The 19,955-nt window shown below is 58.9% G+C and carries 18 protein-coding genes; 12 read left to right on the forward strand and 6 right to left on the reverse strand.

Translation table 11 applies throughout. The features are described from left to right. Positions 1 to 67 precede the first annotated feature (67 nt). Positions 68 to 1,045, forward strand: coding sequence for a tripartite tricarboxylate transporter substrate binding protein (locus LOL23_RS07870; RefSeq protein WP_160980180.1), 978 nt, complete (start codon positions 68 to 70; stop codon positions 1,043 to 1,045). A gap of 23 nt (positions 1,046 to 1,068) precedes the next feature. On the opposite strand, the gene LOL23_RS07875 is transcribed toward LOL23_RS07870, so the two are convergent. Further along, positions 1,069 to 1,971: a LysR substrate-binding domain-containing protein gene (locus LOL23_RS07875; protein WP_160980182.1), complete on the reverse strand. Its 903-nt coding sequence runs from the start codon at positions 1,969 to 1,971 to the stop codon at positions 1,069 to 1,071. A 161-nt stretch (positions 1,972 to 2,132) separates the two neighbouring features. Between LOL23_RS07875 and LOL23_RS07880 the strand changes: the two genes are divergently transcribed. Further along, complete coding sequence (locus LOL23_RS07880) at positions 2,133 to 3,119, forward strand: Bug family tripartite tricarboxylate transporter substrate binding protein (RefSeq protein ID WP_237173436.1); 987 nt, start codon at positions 2,133 to 2,135, stop codon at positions 3,117 to 3,119. Beyond that, positions 3,116 to 4,396 carry an amidase gene (locus LOL23_RS07885; RefSeq protein ID WP_237173437.1) on the forward strand — a complete coding sequence of 427 codons (1,281 nt, stop codon included), beginning with the start codon at positions 3,116 to 3,118 and terminating at the stop codon, positions 4,394 to 4,396. The genes LOL23_RS07880 and LOL23_RS07885 overlap by 4 nt, the downstream gene beginning before the upstream one ends. Positions 4,397 to 4,440: 44 nt before the next feature. Here LOL23_RS07885 and LOL23_RS07890 read toward each other — a convergent pair whose 3' ends face one another. Beyond that, a complete protein-coding gene (locus tag LOL23_RS07890) occupies positions 4,441 to 5,364 on the reverse strand; it encodes a LysR family transcriptional regulator (protein WP_160980188.1) in 924 nt (307 codons plus the stop codon). Positions 5,365 to 5,521: 157 nt separating this feature from the next. Here LOL23_RS07890 and LOL23_RS07895 point away from each other — a divergent pair, with 157 nt between their 5' ends. The 7 genes from LOL23_RS07895 (at position 5,522) to LOL23_RS07925 (ending at position 11,727) form a co-directional block, all read left to right on the forward strand. Continuing rightward, positions 5,522 to 6,499, forward strand: a complete 978-nt coding sequence (locus LOL23_RS07895) for a tripartite tricarboxylate transporter substrate binding protein (protein ID WP_160980190.1) — start codon at positions 5,522 to 5,524, stop codon at positions 6,497 to 6,499. Between the two features lie 23 nt (positions 6,500 to 6,522). Continuing rightward, entirely contained in the window at positions 6,523 to 7,254 is a 732-nt protein-coding gene (locus LOL23_RS07900; protein WP_160980192.1) for an HpcH/HpaI aldolase family protein, read from the forward strand. 34 nt (positions 7,255 to 7,288) lie between these two features. Continuing rightward, positions 7,289 to 8,128, forward strand: coding sequence for a carbon-nitrogen hydrolase family protein (locus tag LOL23_RS07905; RefSeq protein WP_202411744.1), 840 nt, complete (start codon positions 7,289 to 7,291; stop codon positions 8,126 to 8,128). Then, positions 8,116 to 8,787, forward strand: a complete 672-nt coding sequence (locus tag LOL23_RS07910; protein ID WP_237173438.1) for an RraA family protein — start codon at positions 8,116 to 8,118, stop codon at positions 8,785 to 8,787. The genes LOL23_RS07905 and LOL23_RS07910 overlap by 13 nt, the downstream gene beginning before the upstream one ends. A 270-nt stretch (positions 8,788 to 9,057) precedes the next feature. After that, a complete protein-coding gene (locus LOL23_RS07915) occupies positions 9,058 to 9,597 on the forward strand; it encodes a cysteine dioxygenase family protein (protein WP_237173439.1) in 540 nt (179 codons plus the stop codon). Between the two features lie 27 nt (positions 9,598 to 9,624). Further along, on the forward strand, positions 9,625 to 10,725 hold the full coding sequence (locus tag LOL23_RS07920; RefSeq protein ID WP_237173440.1) for a Bug family tripartite tricarboxylate transporter substrate binding protein: 1,101 nt from the start codon (positions 9,625 to 9,627) through the stop codon (positions 10,723 to 10,725). A gap of 66 nt (positions 10,726 to 10,791) precedes the next feature. Next, the gene (locus LOL23_RS07925) at positions 10,792 to 11,727 is read left to right on the forward strand and encodes a uroporphyrinogen decarboxylase family protein (RefSeq protein WP_160980200.1); all 936 of its coding nucleotides are present in this window, start codon (positions 10,792 to 10,794) and stop codon (positions 11,725 to 11,727) included. Between the two features lie 106 nt (positions 11,728 to 11,833). On the opposite strand, the gene LOL23_RS07930 is transcribed toward LOL23_RS07925, so the two are convergent. The 4 genes from LOL23_RS07930 to LOL23_RS07945 all read right to left on the reverse strand — a co-directional run bounded on the left by LOL23_RS07930 (position 11,834) and on the right by LOL23_RS07945 (position 15,885). Continuing rightward, positions 11,834 to 12,805 carry a transketolase family protein gene (locus LOL23_RS07930; RefSeq protein WP_160980202.1) on the reverse strand — a complete coding sequence of 324 codons (972 nt, stop codon included), beginning with the start codon at positions 12,803 to 12,805 and terminating at the stop codon, positions 11,834 to 11,836. Between the two features lie 4 nt (positions 12,806 to 12,809). After that, a complete protein-coding gene (locus LOL23_RS07935) occupies positions 12,810 to 13,673 on the reverse strand; it encodes a transketolase (protein ID WP_160980204.1) in 864 nt (287 codons plus the stop codon). A 23-nt stretch (positions 13,674 to 13,696) separates the two neighbouring features. Next, on the reverse strand, positions 13,697 to 14,950 hold the full coding sequence (locus LOL23_RS07940; RefSeq protein WP_237173441.1) for an aspartate aminotransferase family protein: 1,254 nt from the start codon (positions 14,948 to 14,950) through the stop codon (positions 13,697 to 13,699). A 200-nt stretch (positions 14,951 to 15,150) separates the two neighbouring features. Further along, entirely contained in the window at positions 15,151 to 15,885 is a 735-nt protein-coding gene (locus tag LOL23_RS07945; RefSeq protein ID WP_160980208.1) for a GntR family transcriptional regulator, read from the reverse strand. 166 nt (positions 15,886 to 16,051) lie between these two features. Here LOL23_RS07945 and LOL23_RS07950 point away from each other — a divergent pair, with 166 nt between their 5' ends. Together LOL23_RS07950 and LOL23_RS07955 are read left to right on the forward strand one after the other, a co-directional pair. Beyond that, complete coding sequence (locus LOL23_RS07950; protein WP_237173442.1) at positions 16,052 to 18,310, forward strand: penicillin acylase family protein; 2,259 nt, start codon at positions 16,052 to 16,054, stop codon at positions 18,308 to 18,310. A gap of 67 nt (positions 18,311 to 18,377) precedes the next feature. Next, a complete protein-coding gene (locus LOL23_RS07955) occupies positions 18,378 to 19,946 on the forward strand; it encodes an ABC transporter substrate-binding protein (protein ID WP_237173443.1) in 1,569 nt (522 codons plus the stop codon). The last annotated feature ends 9 nt before the right edge of the window (positions 19,947 to 19,955 follow it).

A 19,955-nucleotide genomic window follows, 5' to 3' on the forward strand; every position in this document is an offset into this window, starting at 1 on the left:
GGAAAACGTTTTATCCATGCAGCGTTGTGCATACGAAGAATTTCACGAAAACAGTGAGGAGACATAAATGAAAACGCTCAAGGTACTTAACGCTTTACTCTGTGGCATCGGCTTCGCCTATGCCTCGCAGGTATCCGCTGAAAAGTTCCCGTCCAAGGAAGTCCAAGTGGTCGTCAACTATGGTGCGGGTGGCGTTACTGATGTGGCAACGCGCTTGCTCGCGAAGGCGCTCGAGAAACAGATCGGTACGTCGGTCGTGGTGGTCAATAAGCCTGGGGGGCAAGCCACGCTGGGGCCGGCTTTTGTGGCCAGGCAAAAGCCTGACGGCTATACCCTGGGGGTAATTACATACTCGGCCATCGCTATTACGCCGCACCTTATCGACGTTCCCTACACTGCCAAGGATTTTGACTTCATTGGTGGGTTTGGCCGATATCGATATGGTTTTGCGGTGCAGGCCGACTCGCCATACCACTCGGTCAAGGACTTCGTGGAGGCAGCCAAACGCTCGGACAAACCGCTGTTCTTTGGTGTGCCGGGGGCGCCCAACAACATAGCGTTCTTCGAATTAGCCAGTGCTTCGGGTGCCAAGCTCGAACAGGTGCTCTACAAATCAGGCACGGAAAGTGTGAGCGCTGTCGCTGCCAAACAGGTCGACGCGACAATTCAAACCCCGTCGGAGATCAAACCGTTCGTTGAGTCCGGGAAGGTTAGGCTGCTTGCCTCGGTTAGCCCTGATCGATGGCACGACCGCCCCGATATGCCTACCATGGGCGAGGCGGGCTACAACATCAAGATTGAATCATGGCTGGGCCTCGCGCTGCCAGCGGGAACCCCCACCGCAATACGTGCACGGCTTGAAGCGGCGCTGAAGGCGGCCGCCGAGGATGCGGACCTGGTTGCAAGCCTGAGCAATATGGGGATCGACCCTGTCTGGCTGTCAGGAAATAGCTATGCGAAAAAACTGTCACAGGGCTACAAAGAAATGCGGCCTCTGCTGGAGCAAACTGGTCAGCCCTTGATTGCGGAAAAGACGGTGCGTTAAAGGAAACCACTAAGCTCATTCCGCTACGCCCCTAAGGCGCACTCATGCAGCAAGGCTTCCAGCGCATGCACGGCCGCGCGGGGTTCGCCTTGCTTGCGTACGCTGAATAGCTCCACCATGCACAGCGGGCTGTCCTCTGCGAGGGGCCGGTACTGGATTTCTTTGCTGTACAGCACCTGCGCGGAAGCCGGCACGAGTGCCAGGCCCACGCCGGCAAGCACCAGTGCGAGTACGGTGGGTATGGCGCTTTCGGTAACAATGGTGGGGTGAACCTGGTAGTGCGCGAACAGGCTGTGCGTGCGTTCGCGGAAATACATGGCGGTGTGGCCTTGATAGTCGATGAACGGTTGCCCATGCAGGTCATGCACTGATAATGTAGGTCGGCGTGCCAGGGGGTGCCTCGCAGGTAGCGCGACATAAAAGGGTTCGCGTTCGACCAGGTTGAAGATCATGCCTTCGATGCTGGCTGCCGCGGGCCTGCGCAGCAACGCGATATCAAGCCGTGAATCGTGGATGTGTTCGATCAGGCTTTGTGAATGCCCTTCGTGCAGGATGACGTCCAGCCCGGGCTTGGCGGCATGTACGGCACCCAGCAGGCGGGGCAGCAGCCGGTAGGCGACGGAGCTGCTGAATCCCAACTCCACTTTCCCACTTTCGCCGGCGGCGACGCGCTGCAGCTGCCGTATTAGTTCAAGGCTGTCCGCATTGTGCCGCCTGGCCCATTGCTGAAGCAGTTCGCCCGCCGGCGTAAGCTGTACGGCACGGGTGCTCCGGGTAAAAAGCGCTACGCCGAGTTCAGCTTCGAAGCGCCGTATCATCTGGCTAAGCGGTGGTTGGCTTATGTTGAGCCGCTTGGCGGCATTGCCGAAATGCAGCTCTTCGGCCACGATCAGAAAAGCGTGCAACGCGCGAGAATGAAAAAACACGGCGGTCTCCAACTATTATTGTGTTCAAAATAGATATTAATACGTCTATTTAATAGTATTGGACGACAATATCGAACACCGTTACGCTGTCACAGAATCCATACCTTTGCCAATGCGCCGTTGCGAACGAATCGCATCATTGTTCCAAGGAGGCCTGCGCCATGCGTCGATGTTTTGCCCCTTTTCGGGCGCTGGGCGGTGCCTGCCTGCTTGCGGTGCTGCTGGCCGCGGCGGCCGTCGCGCAGGCGCAGGCCGCCTATCCGGCCCGCCCCATTACCTTGATCGTACCTTTCGGCCCCGGCAGTACAACGGACACGCTGGCTCGGGTGGTTGCAGATGGCCTTGCGGCGCGCCTGGGTGGTACGGTGATCGTCCAGAACAGGCCCGGCGCGAGCGGCAATATTGGTGCTGCCGAGGCAGCTCGGGCAGACCCCGACGGCTACACACTGCTGGTGGGGCCCACCAGCACGAACGCGGTGAATCCAAGCCTGTTCAAGAATCTGCGCTTTGAGCCGCTCAAGGATTTCCGGCCCATCACCAACATCGCAAAGTCGGCAAATGTGCTGGTCGTGCATCCTGATGTCAATGCGCAGGACGTGCGGGGGCTGATCAAGGTGGTGCGCCAGCGCGAGCTGTCGTATGCCTCGACAGGTAATGGGGGCAGCATGCATTTGTCGGGCGAACTATTCAAAAGCATGGCCGGCGGCAAAATGCTGCATGTGCCCTATAAAGGCGGTGGTGATGCCTTGGCCGACTTGCTTCCCGGCCGCGTCCAGATGATGTTCTGTAATGTGCCGCTGTGCCTGCCGCATATCCGGTCAGGCAAGCTGCGTGCCCTGGCGGTGACCACGGCGAAGCGTTCAACGCTGCTGCCCGATGTGCCCACCATGGATGAGTCTGGTCTTACCGGTTACGACGTATCAGGCTGGTTTGGCCTATTCGCGCCGGCTGGCACCGATGATGTGGTGATCGAGCGCTTGAACAACGCGGTGCAGGAGATCCTGAGGGCACCGGCAACCCGGGAAAAGCTGCTGACGCTTGGTGCCGAGCCGGATGGCGGTTCCAGCCAGGCGTTCGATGCGTTTGTACGACGCGAACACAACAAATGGGCGGCATTGATCAAGCAGGCGGGGATTTCACTGGAATGACGACATACCTGGAATTGAATGAGCTGGGGGCGCTGGAGACGGCGCTCGCGATCAAAAACGGTGAAACGACGGCGACAGCGGTTGCGCAGTCGCGCCTTGATCTCATCGAGGCATGCAACGACGAGGTCAAGGCCTTTGTCGCGATCGATCCGTCCAAGGTGCTGGCGGAAGCCGCACGCGTTGATGCGGGGTCGTGCCCCGACGGCCTGTTGGCTGGCGTACCATTTGCAGTCAAGGATGTCATCGATACCAGCGATTATCCGACCGCCTACGGCTCGCCTATCTACACCGGGCATCAACCACGTTTGGACGCGGCATGCGTCAGGCTGGCGCGGAGGCAGGGGGCGGTGGTCATGGGCAAGGTGGCAACCGGCGAGTTTGCGACACAGACGCCCAGCCTTGCGCGCAATCCCTTGCGCACTACACATACGCCCGGCGGATCCTCCAGCGGGTCGGCCGCTGCTGTGGCGGCTGGCATGGTGCCGGTGGCGTTTGGCACCCAGACTACCGGATCGATCGTGCGGCCCGCCGTTTATTGCGGTGTGGTGGGTTACAAGCCCAGCTTCGGTATGATCGGCGCCGCAGGCATGAAGACGCTGAGCCATACACAGGATACGATTGGCGTCATCGCGCGCGATGTGGCCGATGTAGCATTCTTTACGCTCGGCCTGCACGGTACGCGTCCTATCATGCAAGGTGTGTCCAGGCCGCGGATCGCGCTGTGCCGCTCGCGCCAATGGGATTACATTTCTTCCGACACATATAACGCGATCGAAAAACTGGCTACGCGCATCGAGATGGCGGGCGGGCGCGTGGAGCAGCTCCGTTTGCCTGAAGAGCTGGAGCTGCTTGCCGAGAGCCAGCCGCGCTTGTTTATGTTCGAGGCACGCCAGAATCTGGCTTACGAGTACGAGACATGTCGCGAGCATTTGAGCCCGCGCCTGCGAAGCCGGCTGGAGGCAGCCGACACTGTCTGCATGGAAGAATATATGTCGCTGCGACAGCAGGTAGAGCGGGGACGGCAGCAGTTCGCGCACCTGACGCGCGGCGTCGATGCGATCCTGTACCCCGCCGCGGCCGGCGAGGCCGAGGCGGGCCACAATGAAGCCGGCGATCCCCGTTTTGGCGCGTTGTGGACCATGCTGCATGTACCCACCGTGTCGTTCCCCTGCGGCACCGGGCCTACCGGCCTTCCGCTGGGGGTGCAACTTGTTGGCGGGTTTGGGGAAGATGCCTATCTGCTGGCTGTTGCCAATACGGTGTCGGGGTTGGTCTAGCGCCGTTGTGGCCGTCGTGTGGCCAGGCCAAGGCGGCCGCCGCGCTACACCACCCGTACGAGGTCCGAGCTGAACTGCGCCATTAATCGGCCCGCTGACTCCGATGCGAGATATGCAACCGCTTCGGTATTAGGGTTGCGCGAGGATTGCAGCCACACGGCGGCGTAGTCTGTCGGTGGAAATATGGGGCTGGTTTTGAGCATGACCAAGCTGCCAGCGGCAAGCTCTGACTGCACGAGTGCTGCAGGCAACACGGCGGCGCCGATTCCTCTGATGGCCATATGAATCGACGTGCCCAACGAATTGGACGTCATCAGTTGGCGGATATCGTGCATGTGCGCGCCAAAGAAGGCGTTCGTACGTGAGGCGTTAAGGGTGCCGGCGGCGTAGGTAATGATGGGCAGCATGCTCAGATCGGCCGCCGTATAGGTGTAGTTCGAGCTCGAAACCAGCGAGGGCGATGCGACCCACACCATATCCAGGCTACACAGCGGCTGGATCTTCAGATGATCCTTTACATTGAAATGGTTGGCCATCAGGCAGATATCGATACTGCCGTCGGCCAACATGGCCAGCTTGTCGTTGGTGTCGCCCGTGAAGACTTCGAGGCGGACGTCAGGGTGTTGTTCACGTAGCTGCTGGATGATGTCGGGCAGCAGCAGATGGGCCATGCTGGATGCCAACCCCATGCGCACCAGGCCATCGAGGTTCTTGGCGGGGCGATGGCGACTCATTAAGGTTTCATACCGGCGCACGACCTCTTGGGCGTCGGCGACGAACGCCTCTCCCTTTGGCGTCAACGTCACTTCGCGCCCTTGTCTTTCAAATATCCGAAACCCCAACTCCTGCTCGATCTGCTGGATACGGCTGGATATTGCCGGCTGGGTCAGGTGCAGGCGCTCTCCCGTGAGGCGGAAGTTTCTGTAGTGCGCGAGCCAGACGGCTGTCTCGAGGAAGCGAATATTCATGGCTGGGGCCGGGATGGCGTGGCGATTTATGACTCAATAAAAATAACTGTTTGGACGCCGCCGCCGCCGGTCTATAGGATGTGGCTTCTATTCAGAAAAACGTTGACGAGCCCATGACAAGACGCGGCGCTCGGGTTTATTTTCCAAAGGGGCAAACATGAATTCTTTCGGCCGATACCTTGGGCGGCAATTGGCCTGCCTGATAGCAGCAGTGGCGGCATTTTCAGCCCACGCCCAGGACAAACATTTCCCGGACAAGCCATTGACTATCGTGGCGCCCTACGCCGTCGGCGGAACGGCCGACGCACTGGCGCGAATTGTAGCCGATGTACTGCGTAAAGAGGCCGGGCAGCCAGTGGTGGTGGAAGTAAAGCCCGGTGGGGGCGGATCGATAGGCGGAAAGCAGGTGGTGCGCGCCCAGCCCGACGGCTACACACTGCTGCTGAACTCCAGCGGAGTGAATTCGGTTGCGCCCGCTGTTTATAAGGACTTCAAGCCGAACGAGACCCTGGCGCATGTAACGGTGCTGGTGGATGTCCCGTTCGTCATGGTGGTCAATAACAACTTCCCGGCCAAGAACCTGTCCGAGTTTATCGAGTATGCGAAGAAGAATCCGGGCGTGGTGCGTGTTGGCAATGCCAGCCATGGCAGCCATGGCCACCTTACCCAGGTGCTCTTCGACAAGGCGGCGAGTATTCAGTTGGCTTCCGTGCCCTACAAGGGCAGCTCTCAAGCTATCACCGATCTGTTGGGCGAGCACGTTGACGCAGTGATCACAAACGTCGAGGCGTTGAAGCAGCTTATCGATTCGAATCGTATTCGTCCGCTGTTCATTACAAGCAAGGTTCGTTCGCCCGCACTGCCGCAGGTTCCAACCGCCACAGAGTTGGGGTTGCCGTTTGAGTCGGTGGCCTGGTTCGGCGTGTCGGCGCCCAAGGATACGCCGCCTCAGATCGTCAATGCCCTGTACGGCATGCTGACCAAAGGTTTTGAAGACAAGGTCGTGCGCGACCGGCTGATCCAAGCGGGCATGACACCGGTTTTTTCCACGCCCGAGGATACGACGGCGCGCCTGCTGGCCGAAGGCAAGGTGCTGACTGCGGTTGCCGAGTCGCTGGACAAGTCTCAGAAATAGTCTTACCAATCTGGAGAAGCAACATGCTGCCTTATTCGCTCTGGTTGTCGGAGCCGCACTTTGTCTATGTCGAGATCGCTCATACGTGCGGCGTCCGCAACCTGGTGATCGATATCGAACACGGGATATTTCCCTTGGATGCACTGGATCGCTTCCTCGCATTCACCAAATCCAAAGGGATGCGTGTTCTGGCAAAAGTGGCGGGCCCGCAGCCCGAGGCCATTCAGCAGGCGCTGGACTGTGGCGCCGACGGGGTGATCATTCCTCATATTCTTGACGCTGCGCACGCCGCCGAGATATGTGCGGTCGCAAAGTTTCCGCCACGTGGGGTGCGCAGCTATTTCGGCGGACGTCCCGTGAACTACCGCCGCCCCGATAGCTCGTTCTATGAGAATGAAGATCGCCGCATCCGCTGTTATCCGCTGATCGAAACCCCCACCAGCCTGGAAGACATTGAAGCGATTGCCGCCCTGGACGTGGTGGATGGCCTGTTTCCGGGGCCCAGCGATCTATGCCTGTCCAGCGGCCGCGGCAGCTACCGCTTCGACGAGGTTGACCAGGCCGCCATTATCCGCTGTGCCAATGCGGCACGCCAGAACGGGAAAACATGGATCATGCCCGGCTGGACACCTCAAGAGCGCGCCTTGGCCGTCGCCCACGGAGCGGAGGAGGTGGTTGTGTCTACCCAGTTCATGCTGATCAGAACTGGCATCGAGAACCTGCAACGGACATTGCAGGCGGAAGGAATTGCCTGAGTACGGCGATCGCCTCCCAGGAACAAGGAATGCCATGAAAGACGAATTGAAAGTTACCCTGATTCAGACCAACTCCGGCGCTGATCGCGCCGCAAATCTGGATCAGGCTGCCCGTTTGATGGAAGCGGCTGTGCAAGCCGATCATCCGGATCTCATCATCCTTCCCGAATACTTCGATTTCTATGCCGGCGAGAAAGAAGGGAAGTTGACGCTGGCGGAAGATGCGCCGGGCGGATCGGCCTATACGCGGATGCGCGATTTCGCCATTCGGCACAAAGTGTGGGTTCATGCCGGTTCGCTGGTGGAGCGGATTCCCGGCGACGCGCGGGTGTACAACACGACCGTGGTGTTTGACCGTGAGGGTCGCGAGGTTGCCCGCTACCGCAAAATCAACATGTTCGATATCGTGGCGCCGGACGGTACGCAGTATCGTGAGTCCGCAACTGTGAAGCCCGGTACGGAGATCATGACTTACGACCTCGAGGGGTTTCGCATTGGCGGGGCAATCTGTTTCGATTTGCGCTTTTACGCCATCTTCGAAGAGATGATGCGGCGCAATGTAGACATTATCGCGCTCCCCGCAGCATTCACGTTGCAAACCGGCAAGGATCACTGGGAGGTGCTTTGCAGGGCGCGGGCGATTGAAACGCAAACATATTTTCTCGCGCCTGGCCAGACCGGCACCCATCTGATCAACGGCGAACGCCGCATGACGTACGGCCACTCGCTGGTTTGCGATCCTTGGGGGCATGTGGTGGCCAAGGCATCCGATGGCGTGGGGTTTGTGTCCGCCCGGCTCGAGCGCGCCCAGATTGCCCGGGCCAGATCGCTGATCCCCATGCACGCAATTCAGGAGGCGTCATGTACACGCTGAGGGAGATGCCGCCGCCGCTTCCCACCGAACTGGCCGAGCTGCTGTCGCGGGTCGAAACCGCGACGGTGGGCCATTGGCATCTGTACGGTTTCATGGATCCGGGGGTGCAGCCTATGCTTCCCCGAAAACGCGTCGTTGGCACTGCCGTGACGGTCGCGATCCCGGGTGCCGATTCCACCCTTCTGCATCACGCCACAGGGCTGTTGCGCCCCGGCGATATCGTCGTGGTCGACCGTATGGGTGATCAGCGGCATGCCTGTTGGGGCGGTGGTGTCACCATTGCGGCCAAGGCCGCCGGTGCACTCGCCGGCGTGGTAGACGGGCCTTGCACCGATCTACCCGAAATCCAGGAGTCGGATTTCCCGGTATGGTCGCGCGGTATCTCGCCCATTACAACGCGTCTCTACAATCTTGGCGGCGGTTTGAATATTCCGGTTTCCTGCGGTGGCGTACCGGTATTGCCCGGCGATGTCGTGCTGGCCGATGAGAGCGGCGTGCTGGTGTTGCGCCGCGACGAAGCCGAGGCAATCGCCCGCGAAGCGCTGCGGCGCCAGGCAAACGGCGCCGAACGTGAAGCTGCCGTGCGGGCCGGCGCGAAACTCGGTGAGCTCAGCGGCGCCAGCGCAAAGATACGCTCGGCGATGTCCGCCGGGGGGTGACGAACGCCTTCATACAAAGACGACATTCAGAACGAAAAGGCTCGCCAATTACGCATGCCGCTCCCGATTGAAGTACGGGCGCGGCATGCGTTTTTGAGCCGTCGTCAGGGCAACAAATAGATTGGTTTACGCTGCAAAGAAAAATAATCCTGCTGGAACTTTATATGTGGAAAATAATTTCGCCTGCGCTGTGTTGGTGATCAATATTGGTAATTAATTTTCCTTCCCCTCTTGCTATTCTGTTTTCATCGATTAAGAACGGAGAAAAAAATGATCGAGATTGGAAACGAGGATGTGGAGACGTCGTCGTTGCTGCGAGGGCTCGTGGAACGAGTGGAGGCGGCGTGTATGGGGGCGGTGGCAAGTTTGCCGGCGGAAGTTGGCGGCGCGTTGATTGAATGCAGTGCGGCGGGATCGCTGCTGCGGCCCGAGCATCGTATAGGCTCTGCGTCGTCGTATACCAGGCATATTCTGCATGCCGATCCGAAAGGGCGGTTCGCCATCGTTGCGCTGGTATGGCAGCCAGGGCAGTACACGTTGGTGCACGGGCACTACACCTGGTGCGCCTATTGTGTTGTTCAAGGCAGCCTGCAGGAAGAGCAGTATGCATATGATCGCGTTACGCAGCAAGCGCAGCTCACACGAACGGTTGATCGTTCAGTCGGCGCGTGTGGCTACGGCCACGGTGGAACAGAGCAAATACATAGGCTGGGCAACGGGGGCAATGAACCTGCGGTGTCTATACATATATACGGCGTGGACGGGGAACGCGTGTCGACGCATGTAAACAGGCTTGTCAAAGCCGCATAAGGCCGTCCATCCGCCTACGTGACGGCGGTGTCTAACTGGCAGGTAATCAAGGGCCGCGAAGAAAGGCTCGGGAATAGGCTGTACGTCCGATTCGAACAATTACAACTCACAGCAATCAACAATCGAGGAGTCAAGAAAGTGAATAGATATACGCGTCTAATTCGATATGCAGGCTTTGCCTGTGCGATGGGCTTTTTGGCCGCGCCGGCCTGGGCCCAAAATTTCCCCGAAAGCAGTCGTCCGATAAAAATTGTTGTGCCGTACACCGCTGGCGGCTCCTCGGACTACGTGGCGCGTACGCTTGCCGCCAAGATGTCCGAAAACATGAAACACACGGTCATGGTGGAAAACCGCCCCGGCGGCAGCACTGTTATTGCGGCAGATGCCGTGGCCAAGTCCAAACCGGATGGCTACACCATGTTGCTGCTTGGTGAGTTGACCCACGCATCCCTGACATCGTTGAACAAAGAGCTTCCGTTTGACCCTTTGAAGTCTTTTGCGCCGATCACCAACATCGTTGAGTCACCGCTGGTAGTGGTCGTGCATCCTACTGTACCTGCCAAGACCCTGAAAGAGTTCATCGCATACACGAAAGGAAACTCCGGGAGCGTCAACTATGGCTCCGCTGGTCTGGGTAACACGCTGCATCTCGCTGGGGAGTCTTTCCAGACCGCCACTGGCGTCAATATGACGCACGTGCCATACAAGGGGGCGTCTCAGGCTGTCGTGGATCTTCTGGCCGGCCGCATACAAGTCATGTTCGACTTGCCCCAAACGCCGTTGCCCAACATCAAAGAAGGCAAGCTCAGGGCGCTGGCGATCACCGGATCGAAGCGCCTGGATGCGCTGCCCGACGTGCCTACTACCGCCGAGGCTGGTGTGCCTGAATATACCTTCACGACTCGAATCGGCCTGGCGGCGCCGGCCAATACACCGGATGGCGTAATGAAGGTGCTCTACACCGAGATCGTCAAAGCGCTTCAGGATCCGAAGGTAAAGCAGGAGCTTGCGAATAAATCAATGTTTGTGTTGACGAGCGAATCATCCGGCGCGTTCAAAGCAACATTGGAGAAAAGCATACAGCAGGTGACTGACATTCTGACGAAGGCCGGCGTGAAAGCGGACTGATCGCGTGGAGTCCGAGCGATCGAGAAATTAATAGTTCATGTCTTGACGTATTTACGAGGAGATGCAGTGAATAAGAAAGCGAGATTTATGGCAGCAGTCAACGGCGGCCCCGTTGATAGGCCGCCCGTAACAGCATGGGTGCATTTTCTGTCCGATCATCTGGATAGCACCCGCGTCGCGGATTTACATCTGCAATTTATGGATGCGTACGATTGGGATATCCTGAAAGTCATGAATGACTATCGCTATCCTGTCCCGGAGGGCGTGGATACGCTGGAGTCACCTGAGGACTTCCGCAAGTTCACACGACTGAGCATGGATGAGCCTTGTTTTGCGATGCAATTGGACTGCTTGCGCCAATTGCGCAGCAAGCTTGGCCCCGATGTGCCTATCCTGGAAACCGGATTCGAGCCTTATCAGCAGATTGTTCGCAACGTTGGGTTTGATCAGGCGGAGAACCTGCTCTCGCATAAATCCGCAGTGCTGCCGGCACTCGAAGCTGTGACAGAGACCATGTGCGATTACGTAAGAGCTGCCCGCGATGCGGGTGCCGATGGACTTTTCCTGTCGATCAACGGTGCGATCCCGGAAGGCATGGCGCGCGGCGTTTCCAGCGAGCAGCATGAATATTTCCAGAAGCCGTACACGCTGGAGGTACTGAAAGCGGCAGAAGGGATGGTGCGAGTGCTGCACGTCCATGGCAACAACTTGCAGATGGATCGCATCAAAGACTATCCCTACGAGGTATTGAGCGTATCAGACAGGCTAGGCGGCAACCCCAGCTTGGCTGACCTCAGGAAAATGACGGACAAGTGCATTATGGGTGGACTGGATGAAACGCACATCCAGGAACGTTGCCTGCCCGAGCTGGCCCGCGAGATTGATGACGCCATAACGCAGGCGGGGCGTGAGAAATTCATTCTTGCACCCGGCTGCACGATCCCTTCCTTCAGCCCCCAGCGCAATCTGGCCTTCGTCAGAGAATACAGCAAGACTGTTTAGCTGTAGCAAGGACGCGGCCTCGCCTGCCAAGCGGCTCGCCGAGCGCTGGTTGGCGAGGCGCCCGCCCCGGCTGATCGGCGGCGGGGCGAAGCGCGCATGTTTGCGATCAGCGATTTAACTGTCGAAGCAAGGCGCTTGCGACCGCATCGGCATCCATCTTGAACGTTTTCAACAGATAGGGTGTGGTGCCACCATATGCAAACGTATCGCGCAGCCCGATTCGCTCAAACTTTACGCGTGTGCCATCCTCAGCCAGCATCTCCGCAACGGCTGAGCCCAGGCCGCCTATGATGGAGTGATTCTCAACGGTGAGCACGGCGGGTACGCTGCGCGCAAGGCCGATGATTTGTGTGTTGATGGGCTTGAGGCTGGAAACAGCGCACACTGCCACTTGTATGCCTTGCAGAGCAAGCGACTCTGCCGCTTTCTCTGCGATCGGAACCATGAGGCCGCTAGCGAGCAATAAACCGTCCGCTCCGCTGCGAAGCAACGTCAGGCCATCCTTGGGCGCCGGGTAGGCACGACCCTCGGCTGCGGGGTTTGCGCGCGCGAGGCGCAGGTATACCGGCCCTTCAATACGCAACGCCTCCTCTACGGCCTCGGCTATCTGGCCCGGTGCGGGCTCCAGGATATGCACATTGGGCAGGGCGCGCATGAGTGCGACGTCGTCTATGGCCTGGTGGCTCACGCCAAGCAGCGTATCCACGCCGGGAATGAAGCCGACGATTTTTGCGTTCAGGTTCGGGTAGGCCAGCTGCATCGCAATCTGGTCATAGCTGCGGCGGGTTGCGAAGACGCTGAACGTATGGATGAAGGGGATCAACCCGCAACGCGCCATCCCTCCCGCCATACCCGCCATGTTTGCTTCGGCGATGCCCACTTGGAAGAAACGGTCTGGAAATGCCTGGCGCAGCAACCCTGTTTCGGTTGGTCCGGTCAGGTCGGCGGTAAGCGCCACGATACGCGTGTCGCGTCGCGCTGCCGTCAACAGTGCCTGGCCGTATATCTGGCTGGATGCCGTATCGCCACTGCGATTAGTGAAATCTTGAACTTCTAGAAGCTCGTTGTTCGTGGCCATATGATCAACCCTCCGCGCCCGAAAGTTCGTTCAGTGCCTGCATCGCTGTGCTTGGAGGCAGCCTCAGGTTATGGCCCAGTATGCCTTCGAGCGATGGCGCACCTTTGCCTACCAGCGTGCGTGCAATGATGCAGTGTGGCATGCCCTTCATCGTTCGCGCGGTATCGAGCGCGCGCTGTATCGCGGGGATGTCGTGCCCATCGATATCCTGGGTATGCCAGCGAAAGGCCTGCCATTTGTCGGCCAGCGGCTCGTTCGGCTGTACCGCGTTGACGTGTCCTTCAACTTGCATGTCGTTGGCGTCGATGATGAGACATAGATTGTCGAGTTGCCAGTTGCCAGCCGCTGTGGCGGCCTCCCACACCTGCCCCTCTTGTAGCTCGCCATCGCCGAGCATGACGTAGACGCGGCTGTCACTGCCGCGTTGCTTGAGCGCTGCGGCCATGCCTGCCCCTACAGACAGCCCCTGCCCCAATGATCCGCAGGTGGCTTCGATCACCGAGCCCAGTCGTTCCGATGCGTTGATCTCCAGGGGAGAGCCATCTTCGCAATAGGTGTCGAGTAATGTGGTGTCGATGAGGCCGCGGGCGGCGAGCGTGGCATAGAAAACCGCCGTATTGTGCGCCGTGGAAAGGATAAAGCGATCTCTCCCGGGCCAGTTTGCATCCTCGGCGCGCAGCCGTAGTTCTGAAAAATACAGAACCGTGAATAGATCGGCGGCCCCCAGGCCCTGCTGTACATAGCCTTGCCCTGTTCGTGCCACCATGCGCACCACTTGTTTGCGCAGCGCAAGCGCGATGCCCGCGAGTGCTTCAGGCGCCCTTGTCGGGGAATGGGACAGCTTGGCGGTTGCGAAAGACGTATGCATGGCAGATGCCCTTTTCAGTTCTTTTATTGCCTGGCAACGACACCGAACGCGTGGTCGGTGACTTGCAGCGCGTGGTCGATGTCCTGTTCGGTATGGGCCAGACACAGAAACATATTGTGGCGGGGATGTAGATAGACCCCTTGCCTGATGGTTTCAGACGTAAACACGCTGCCTTTGGAAAAATCCGCATCATCGTCGAACAGAATAAGCGGCATCTGGGCTGGACCAGTCTGGGTTATCGCCACGCCATGCCGAACGGCTTGTTGTGCCAGGCCGGCGCGCAAGCGCATGCCCATGCTTTCCATGTGCTCGACGGCTTGATTCTGCTCTAGTACATCCAGCGTCGCCAGCGCGGCCGCCATTGCTACACCGCCCATCCAGAAAGATCCCGTGATATAGATTCGCTGAGCTGCGCTGCGGAATTTATCGTTGCCCGTGACGGCCGCCAATGCATATCCGTTGGCAATGGCTTTGCTCCAGGCGCATAGATCAGGACGTACGCCCAGTGCCTCCCAACTGCCGTGCAAGGACAATCGGAAGCCGGCACGCACTTCGTCCAGTACCAGGGCGGCGCCTTTGGCGTCGCACAGCGCACGCGCAGCTTGAGCAAAAGCCGGATCGGGCAGTGCCTGCGGTTTGCCCAGATCATGCCTGAAAGCAGGCAACAGAATGGCGGCGAAGTCGTCGCCCGCCTCATGGACGGCCTGCTCCAGGCTCGGGATATCGTTGAATGAAAAGTAGATGAGATGAGCGCGGTCTTCTTCGGTAACCCCGGCAACTGAGGGGGTGCACCAAGGCGCCGCACCGTGATAGGCGCCGCGGCACAGCAGAATCTTGCGTTTGCCGGTGCCTGCGCGGGCCAGCGTCAACGCAGCTGTCGTGGCATCGGTGCCGTTTTTCTGGAACATGGCCCAGTCTGCATGCGGCAACAGCTCAACCAGCCGTTCCGCCAACTCGACGAGTCTGGCCGTAGGGCCATTGAGGCAGTCGCCCTGCAAGGCTTGCCTGTGTGCTGCTTCGTCAATGAGCGGATGGCGGTGGCCGGCAATAACGGGGCCCCAGCTACACATGAAATCGATATATTCGCGCCCGTCGGCATCCCACACTCGGCAGCCTTGCGCGCGTTCGAAAAACTGCGGATAGCCCTGCGGCAGCGACAACGCGTTGAGGTGGCCATACATGCCGCCGGGAATGACGGACTGGGCGCGTCTGCGCAGCGCGGCGTCGGTATGCACACGATGGTCGGGTTGAAGCGCTACCCGGGTGTTAGCGGCCATGCTAGGTTCTCCTGACTATCTTGTGTGTGATTCAGGCGCGGAGCAGATAGGATTATCTTGATACATGATATATGATGATTTACGGCGAAGTAAAGCGGATGTGTGTCTGCATAACGACGAAGCTGAAAGTATGCGAAACGTGTCGCTAGCTTGTGCGACGCTGTGTTGTCTGCTGCGGCGGCCCGGTATTGTCTATGTACTCACGCCTCAGGCTTGCGCTGTTTTGGCGATCTGCCTGCGGATTTTTTTATGGGCTCGGCCGGCAGCGTGTCGAGCTTTTTGAGGTGTTCGACAAACTTGCTGCCGCCTTCGATCAGGTCTTGCTCCACCGCGTGCCGCAGTGCCAGGGCGTCGCCGTCGCGCAGTGCCTTGATGACGCGCATGTGCTGATGCTCGCCCGCATAGGTGGGATGGCCGTTGGGATACAGATGATTGAGGAGTGGGCCCGCCTGAATCCAGAGGCGTTCGAGGATCTCGGTGAGTTGCGGCATGCCGGAGCGCCGATAAAGGGAAAAATGGAAATCGAAGTTCGACTGCAACGCTTGCGGGTAGTCTTTTTCTTCTTCTGCACGGATCAGCGTGCTGTGAATACGCATCAGCTCATCAATGAACGCTGCGTCGATGTGCGCCAGTGCCTCGGTGGCGGCGAGCGGCTCCAGGATTAGGCGCAACCGGCGGATTTCCATGTATTCCGCAAGGCTGAGATTGCGCGTCAGGAAATAGTAGCCGGCTTTCATTTCGATGGCGCCGTCGTTGGTGAGCAGCAGCATGGCCTCGCGCACCGGTGTTTCGCTGACGCCAAGCTGCGTCGCCAAGTCGCGGATCTTGATGCGTTCGCCAGGCTGGAAGCGGCCCGACATGAGCCTGTCGCGCAGTGTTCGGTACACCTGGCCCGTAAGGCTGGTGCGGACAATATCGGAGGTAGTGGATGCCATGGTTCTATGCGTTGCGCCGGGTTGCGGCCATTGTAGAAAAACTCTCCACCCTTTCGGTTGCTGACCTAGTAGAACTACTGATATGGCGCGTCTCAAAGCTAAATATATTATATATCGTGTTTAACGCAGTCATTTCATCCAAGCGGGTGAGATCGGGAGGGCGGTAATGTCGTTCGACGTGGAAATCCTGCGTGACCGTTGGGGAGTACCGCATGTCCGAGCCGGCAGTATGGAGGCCGTTTTTTACGGCAATGGCTATGTACATGCGCAAGACCGCCTGTGGCAGATGGATGCAGCGCGCAGGCGTGCGATAGGCCGTTATGCAGAGTGGGTAGGCGCCGCGGGTGTAGCGGGCGACGTCCTGGCGCGTCGGCTCGGAGTGATGCAGGCATCTCAGCGAGACTACGCTCGGCTGTCGCCGGAAACGTGCCGTATGCTCGACTGCTACACGCGCGGCGTCAATGATGCGATGGCTCAACTTGCATTGCCTGTGGAGTACGAGCTTCTGGAAGAAAAGCCAGAACCCTGGGAGCCCTGGCATTGCGTGGCCGTCATGCGTCAGCGTGGCCTGCTGATGGGTTCGCTTTGGTTCAAGCTGTGGCGCGCGGCGGCGCTGCGAACCATAGGACCGGATTGCATCTCTCTGCTGCGTTACGACGATGGCGGACGCGAACGCTTCGTGGCGCCCCAGACCGACAGCGATGCTGCGCGCTGGGTAGCTGCATTGCGCGATCTTGGCCCCGCTGTCGAAGCCTTGCTGGCGGCCGGCGCGCCGCTCGATGCGACAATAGCGGGGTCGAACAATTGGGCGCTGGCGGGGGCGCGGACATACAGCGGTAAACCTCTGGTTGCGGGCGACCCTCATCGGGTGTTTGAAGTGCCAAGCATGTATGCGCAGCTTCATCTTAGCTGCGATGTGTTCGATGCCATCGGATTCTCGGTGCCCGGCGTGCCGGCGTTTCCGCATTTCTGCCATACAGAGCAAGTGGCTTGGTGTGTTACGCATGCCTTCGCGGATATACATGACCTGTATCTGGAACGTTTTGATACGGCAGACCCGATCCGTTATGAAACCGAAGACGGGTGGCGGCAGGCTGAGTTGAGAACCGAGGCGGTTTATGTGCGAAACGCCCAAGAGGTAAGCGTCGATGTGGTGACGACGCGCCACGGGCCGCTGATTGCAGAGCCTACAGCCTCAGGTTATGGCGTCGCTTTGCGCTCTGCGCAGCTCGACCCTGTAGATTTGTCGCTCGATTGCTTGTTGCCCATGCTGCGGGCGCGGGATGTGAATGCGTTCAATGACGCATGTCGCCCATGGGGGGTGATAGACCACAGCGTGGTCTCGGCGGATACGAGCGGACATATCAGTGTCAATGTACGTGCCAAGGTGCCCGTGCGGGATCGGCTCAATGGCTGGCTTCCGGTGCCCGGTTGGACTGGTAGGCACGAGTGGCGAGGCTACATTCCATGGGAAAGAATGCCGAGGGTGATTGACCCGGAAGATGGCAAGATCGTGACGGCCAACAACCGCATTTCGCCGGAAGAGCATGGCGACTATCTTTGCACCGACTGTCATCCTTCGACGAGAGCGCGCCGGATCTCCGAACGATTGGATGCGCTTGGCTCGGCCACTGTTGATCATATGCAGGCTGTGCTTGGTGATGTGAGCAGCGCCAGGGCACGCGAGATTGCAGCCCAGATTGCGGCGACGCCTGTGTCTGGCGAGGCGGCGCGGAAGCTGCAGGACATGTTGTCCGGGTGGGATGGCTGTATGACGCCCGACGCGCTGGCTCCGAGCGTCTACTACTTGGTACGGCAGGCGATGACGCGCATTCTTGCCAGCCGCTCTGGTCTGGATCGTGCGCGGCACGATCTATTTGCCGTAATGGCCGCGCCGGGTGTCATCCCTGTTAACCAGTTGTGGTGGACGCTGCCCGAGCTATTGCGCCGAAACGATACCAGCTTGCTGGGTGGCGCGACATGGCAGGATGTGATTGGTGAGGCGCTGGCTGATGTCGCCCAACACAAACAGCCGCTGAAACCCTGGGGGGTGTTACATCGCCCGATTTTTGCGCATCCGTTGGCCGGGGCACATCCTGAATGGCAAGAGCGGTTGGCGCTCCATTCCCATGAGGTTGCGGGCGATGGCGATTGCGTGAATGCCAACGGCGCGTATCCGTCGGGCGGGCCCAGTGCGAGCTACGGGCCGGTGGCACGATATGTTTTCGATACAGGCGATTGGGACAACAGTCGCTGGGTTGTCTTCCATGGCTCGTCGGGTATGCCCGCAAGCCCACATTACAACGATCAGAACGAAGCGTGGGCGCGGTGCGAGCTTGTGCCTGCGCCTTTTACACGGGCCGCAGTCGATGCCGCCGCCATTGCGCGAAGTGTGTTGCAGGTGCGGGATATTAAAAAGAACTGATCGTCAGCTGTCTACCAGCGCGTTGGCGCCGCGATAGCGCATGATGTCCATTCGAGAGGAAGAAAAGATGAAAATGCATAGAGAGCAAAGAACCCTGGGCATGACGGCTGTTCTGTCTATGACCGCATTGGTTGCTGCATTATCCGCCGGCTCGGTGCTTGCGCAAGAAACGCCCAAACGCGGAGGCACTCTGGTTTACGCCAGCCTTTCGGGCCCGGGTACGCTCGATCCGCAGATGGCCGCGAGCATGGTGGATCTGGAAGTGATCCACCATCTGTTCGAAGGCTTGGTGGGCATGGACGGCAAGTATGGCACGCAGCCTATGCTTGCCAAGAATGTCGCGGTCAGCGAGGACGGCAAAACCTATACATTCGTGCTGCGAGAGGGCGTCAAGTTTCACAACGGTAAGGTCATGACCTCCGAGGATGTGAAGGCGACGTTCGAGCGGTATGCGCGCATCAGCCCCAACAAGGCGGCGTTGAAGGATGTGGTGGCATACGAAACGCCGGATGCCAATACGTTCATCATCAGGCTGCGCGAGATCAATGCGGCGTTCCTGGATGTGTTGAAGACGCCGGTTTATCCGTTCGTGATTCTGCCGGCGGATCAGCGTGAGAAGGCGCCCCGCGATATCGATGTCGTCGGCACGGGCCCCTTCATGTTGAGCGAATGGCGTAAAGACAGCCATCTGATCATCAAGCGTTTTGACGGCTACGTGGCGGATGAAAAGTCCAGTGGGCCCGATGGCTTTACCGGCAAGCGAACGGTATACGTCGATGCGGTGCGCTTCAATTTCGTCCCTGAAGCGAACGCGCGCTTGGCTGCGATGCAGACGGGTGAGGCGGCTTTCACCGCATCGATTCCACCCGAGCTCACAAGACGCATCGCGGGGCAGAAACACCTTGAAAAGGTAACGATCTACCCCTATTGCCAGCAGTATCTGATCGTGCATTCACAACAGCCGCCAACGGACAATACGTTGGTGCGGCAGGCAATACGCACGGCGGTTGATGTGGACGACATCATGAAAGTTGTGGGAGAGGCGCGCAAGAATCATTCCATGGTGTATCCGGAAGGCGCCTACTATGGCGGGGATATCACGGCAGGGCGATACGACCAACACGATCCGAAGAAGGCACGGGAGCTGCTGGCGACGGCAGGCTACACGGACCAGCCCATTGTGCTGCAGACAAACAGTAATTATGACTACATGCGCAATGCCATACTGGTGCTGTCCGAGCAGCTCAAGGCGGCCGGCATGAACGTCAAGATTGACGTCACAGACTGGACCACTAATGCATCGAATATGCAGACGGGAAAAGGAAACTGGAACGTCTCGACCACCAGTTTCTGTTCGAATCCAATTCTGGGCCCACAGCAGTGGCAGGGGATGATCTACAACTTCCCGCACGTCAAGAACGACACCGTGCTGGACGATTCCTATAAGAAGTTCTATTCGTCTCCCAAGCTGGAAGATCGCAAGGACGCCTGGCTGACCATCGAGCAACGCGTGTTGGACGAGGCGTACATGATCAAAGTGGCGGATCGCGGAAATGTACAGGTCGTCAATACACGCAAGGTTGGCGGGTTCACGCCCTACTACATGAACCATTTCTGGAATGTGTGGTTGCGGTAGAGCCGTGTT

Origin of the sequence: Paracandidimonas lactea (genome assembly GCF_021653995.1) — a bacterium.
In the GTDB taxonomy this organism is placed as follows: domain Bacteria; phylum Pseudomonadota; class Gammaproteobacteria; order Burkholderiales; family Burkholderiaceae_B; genus Allopusillimonas; species Allopusillimonas lactea.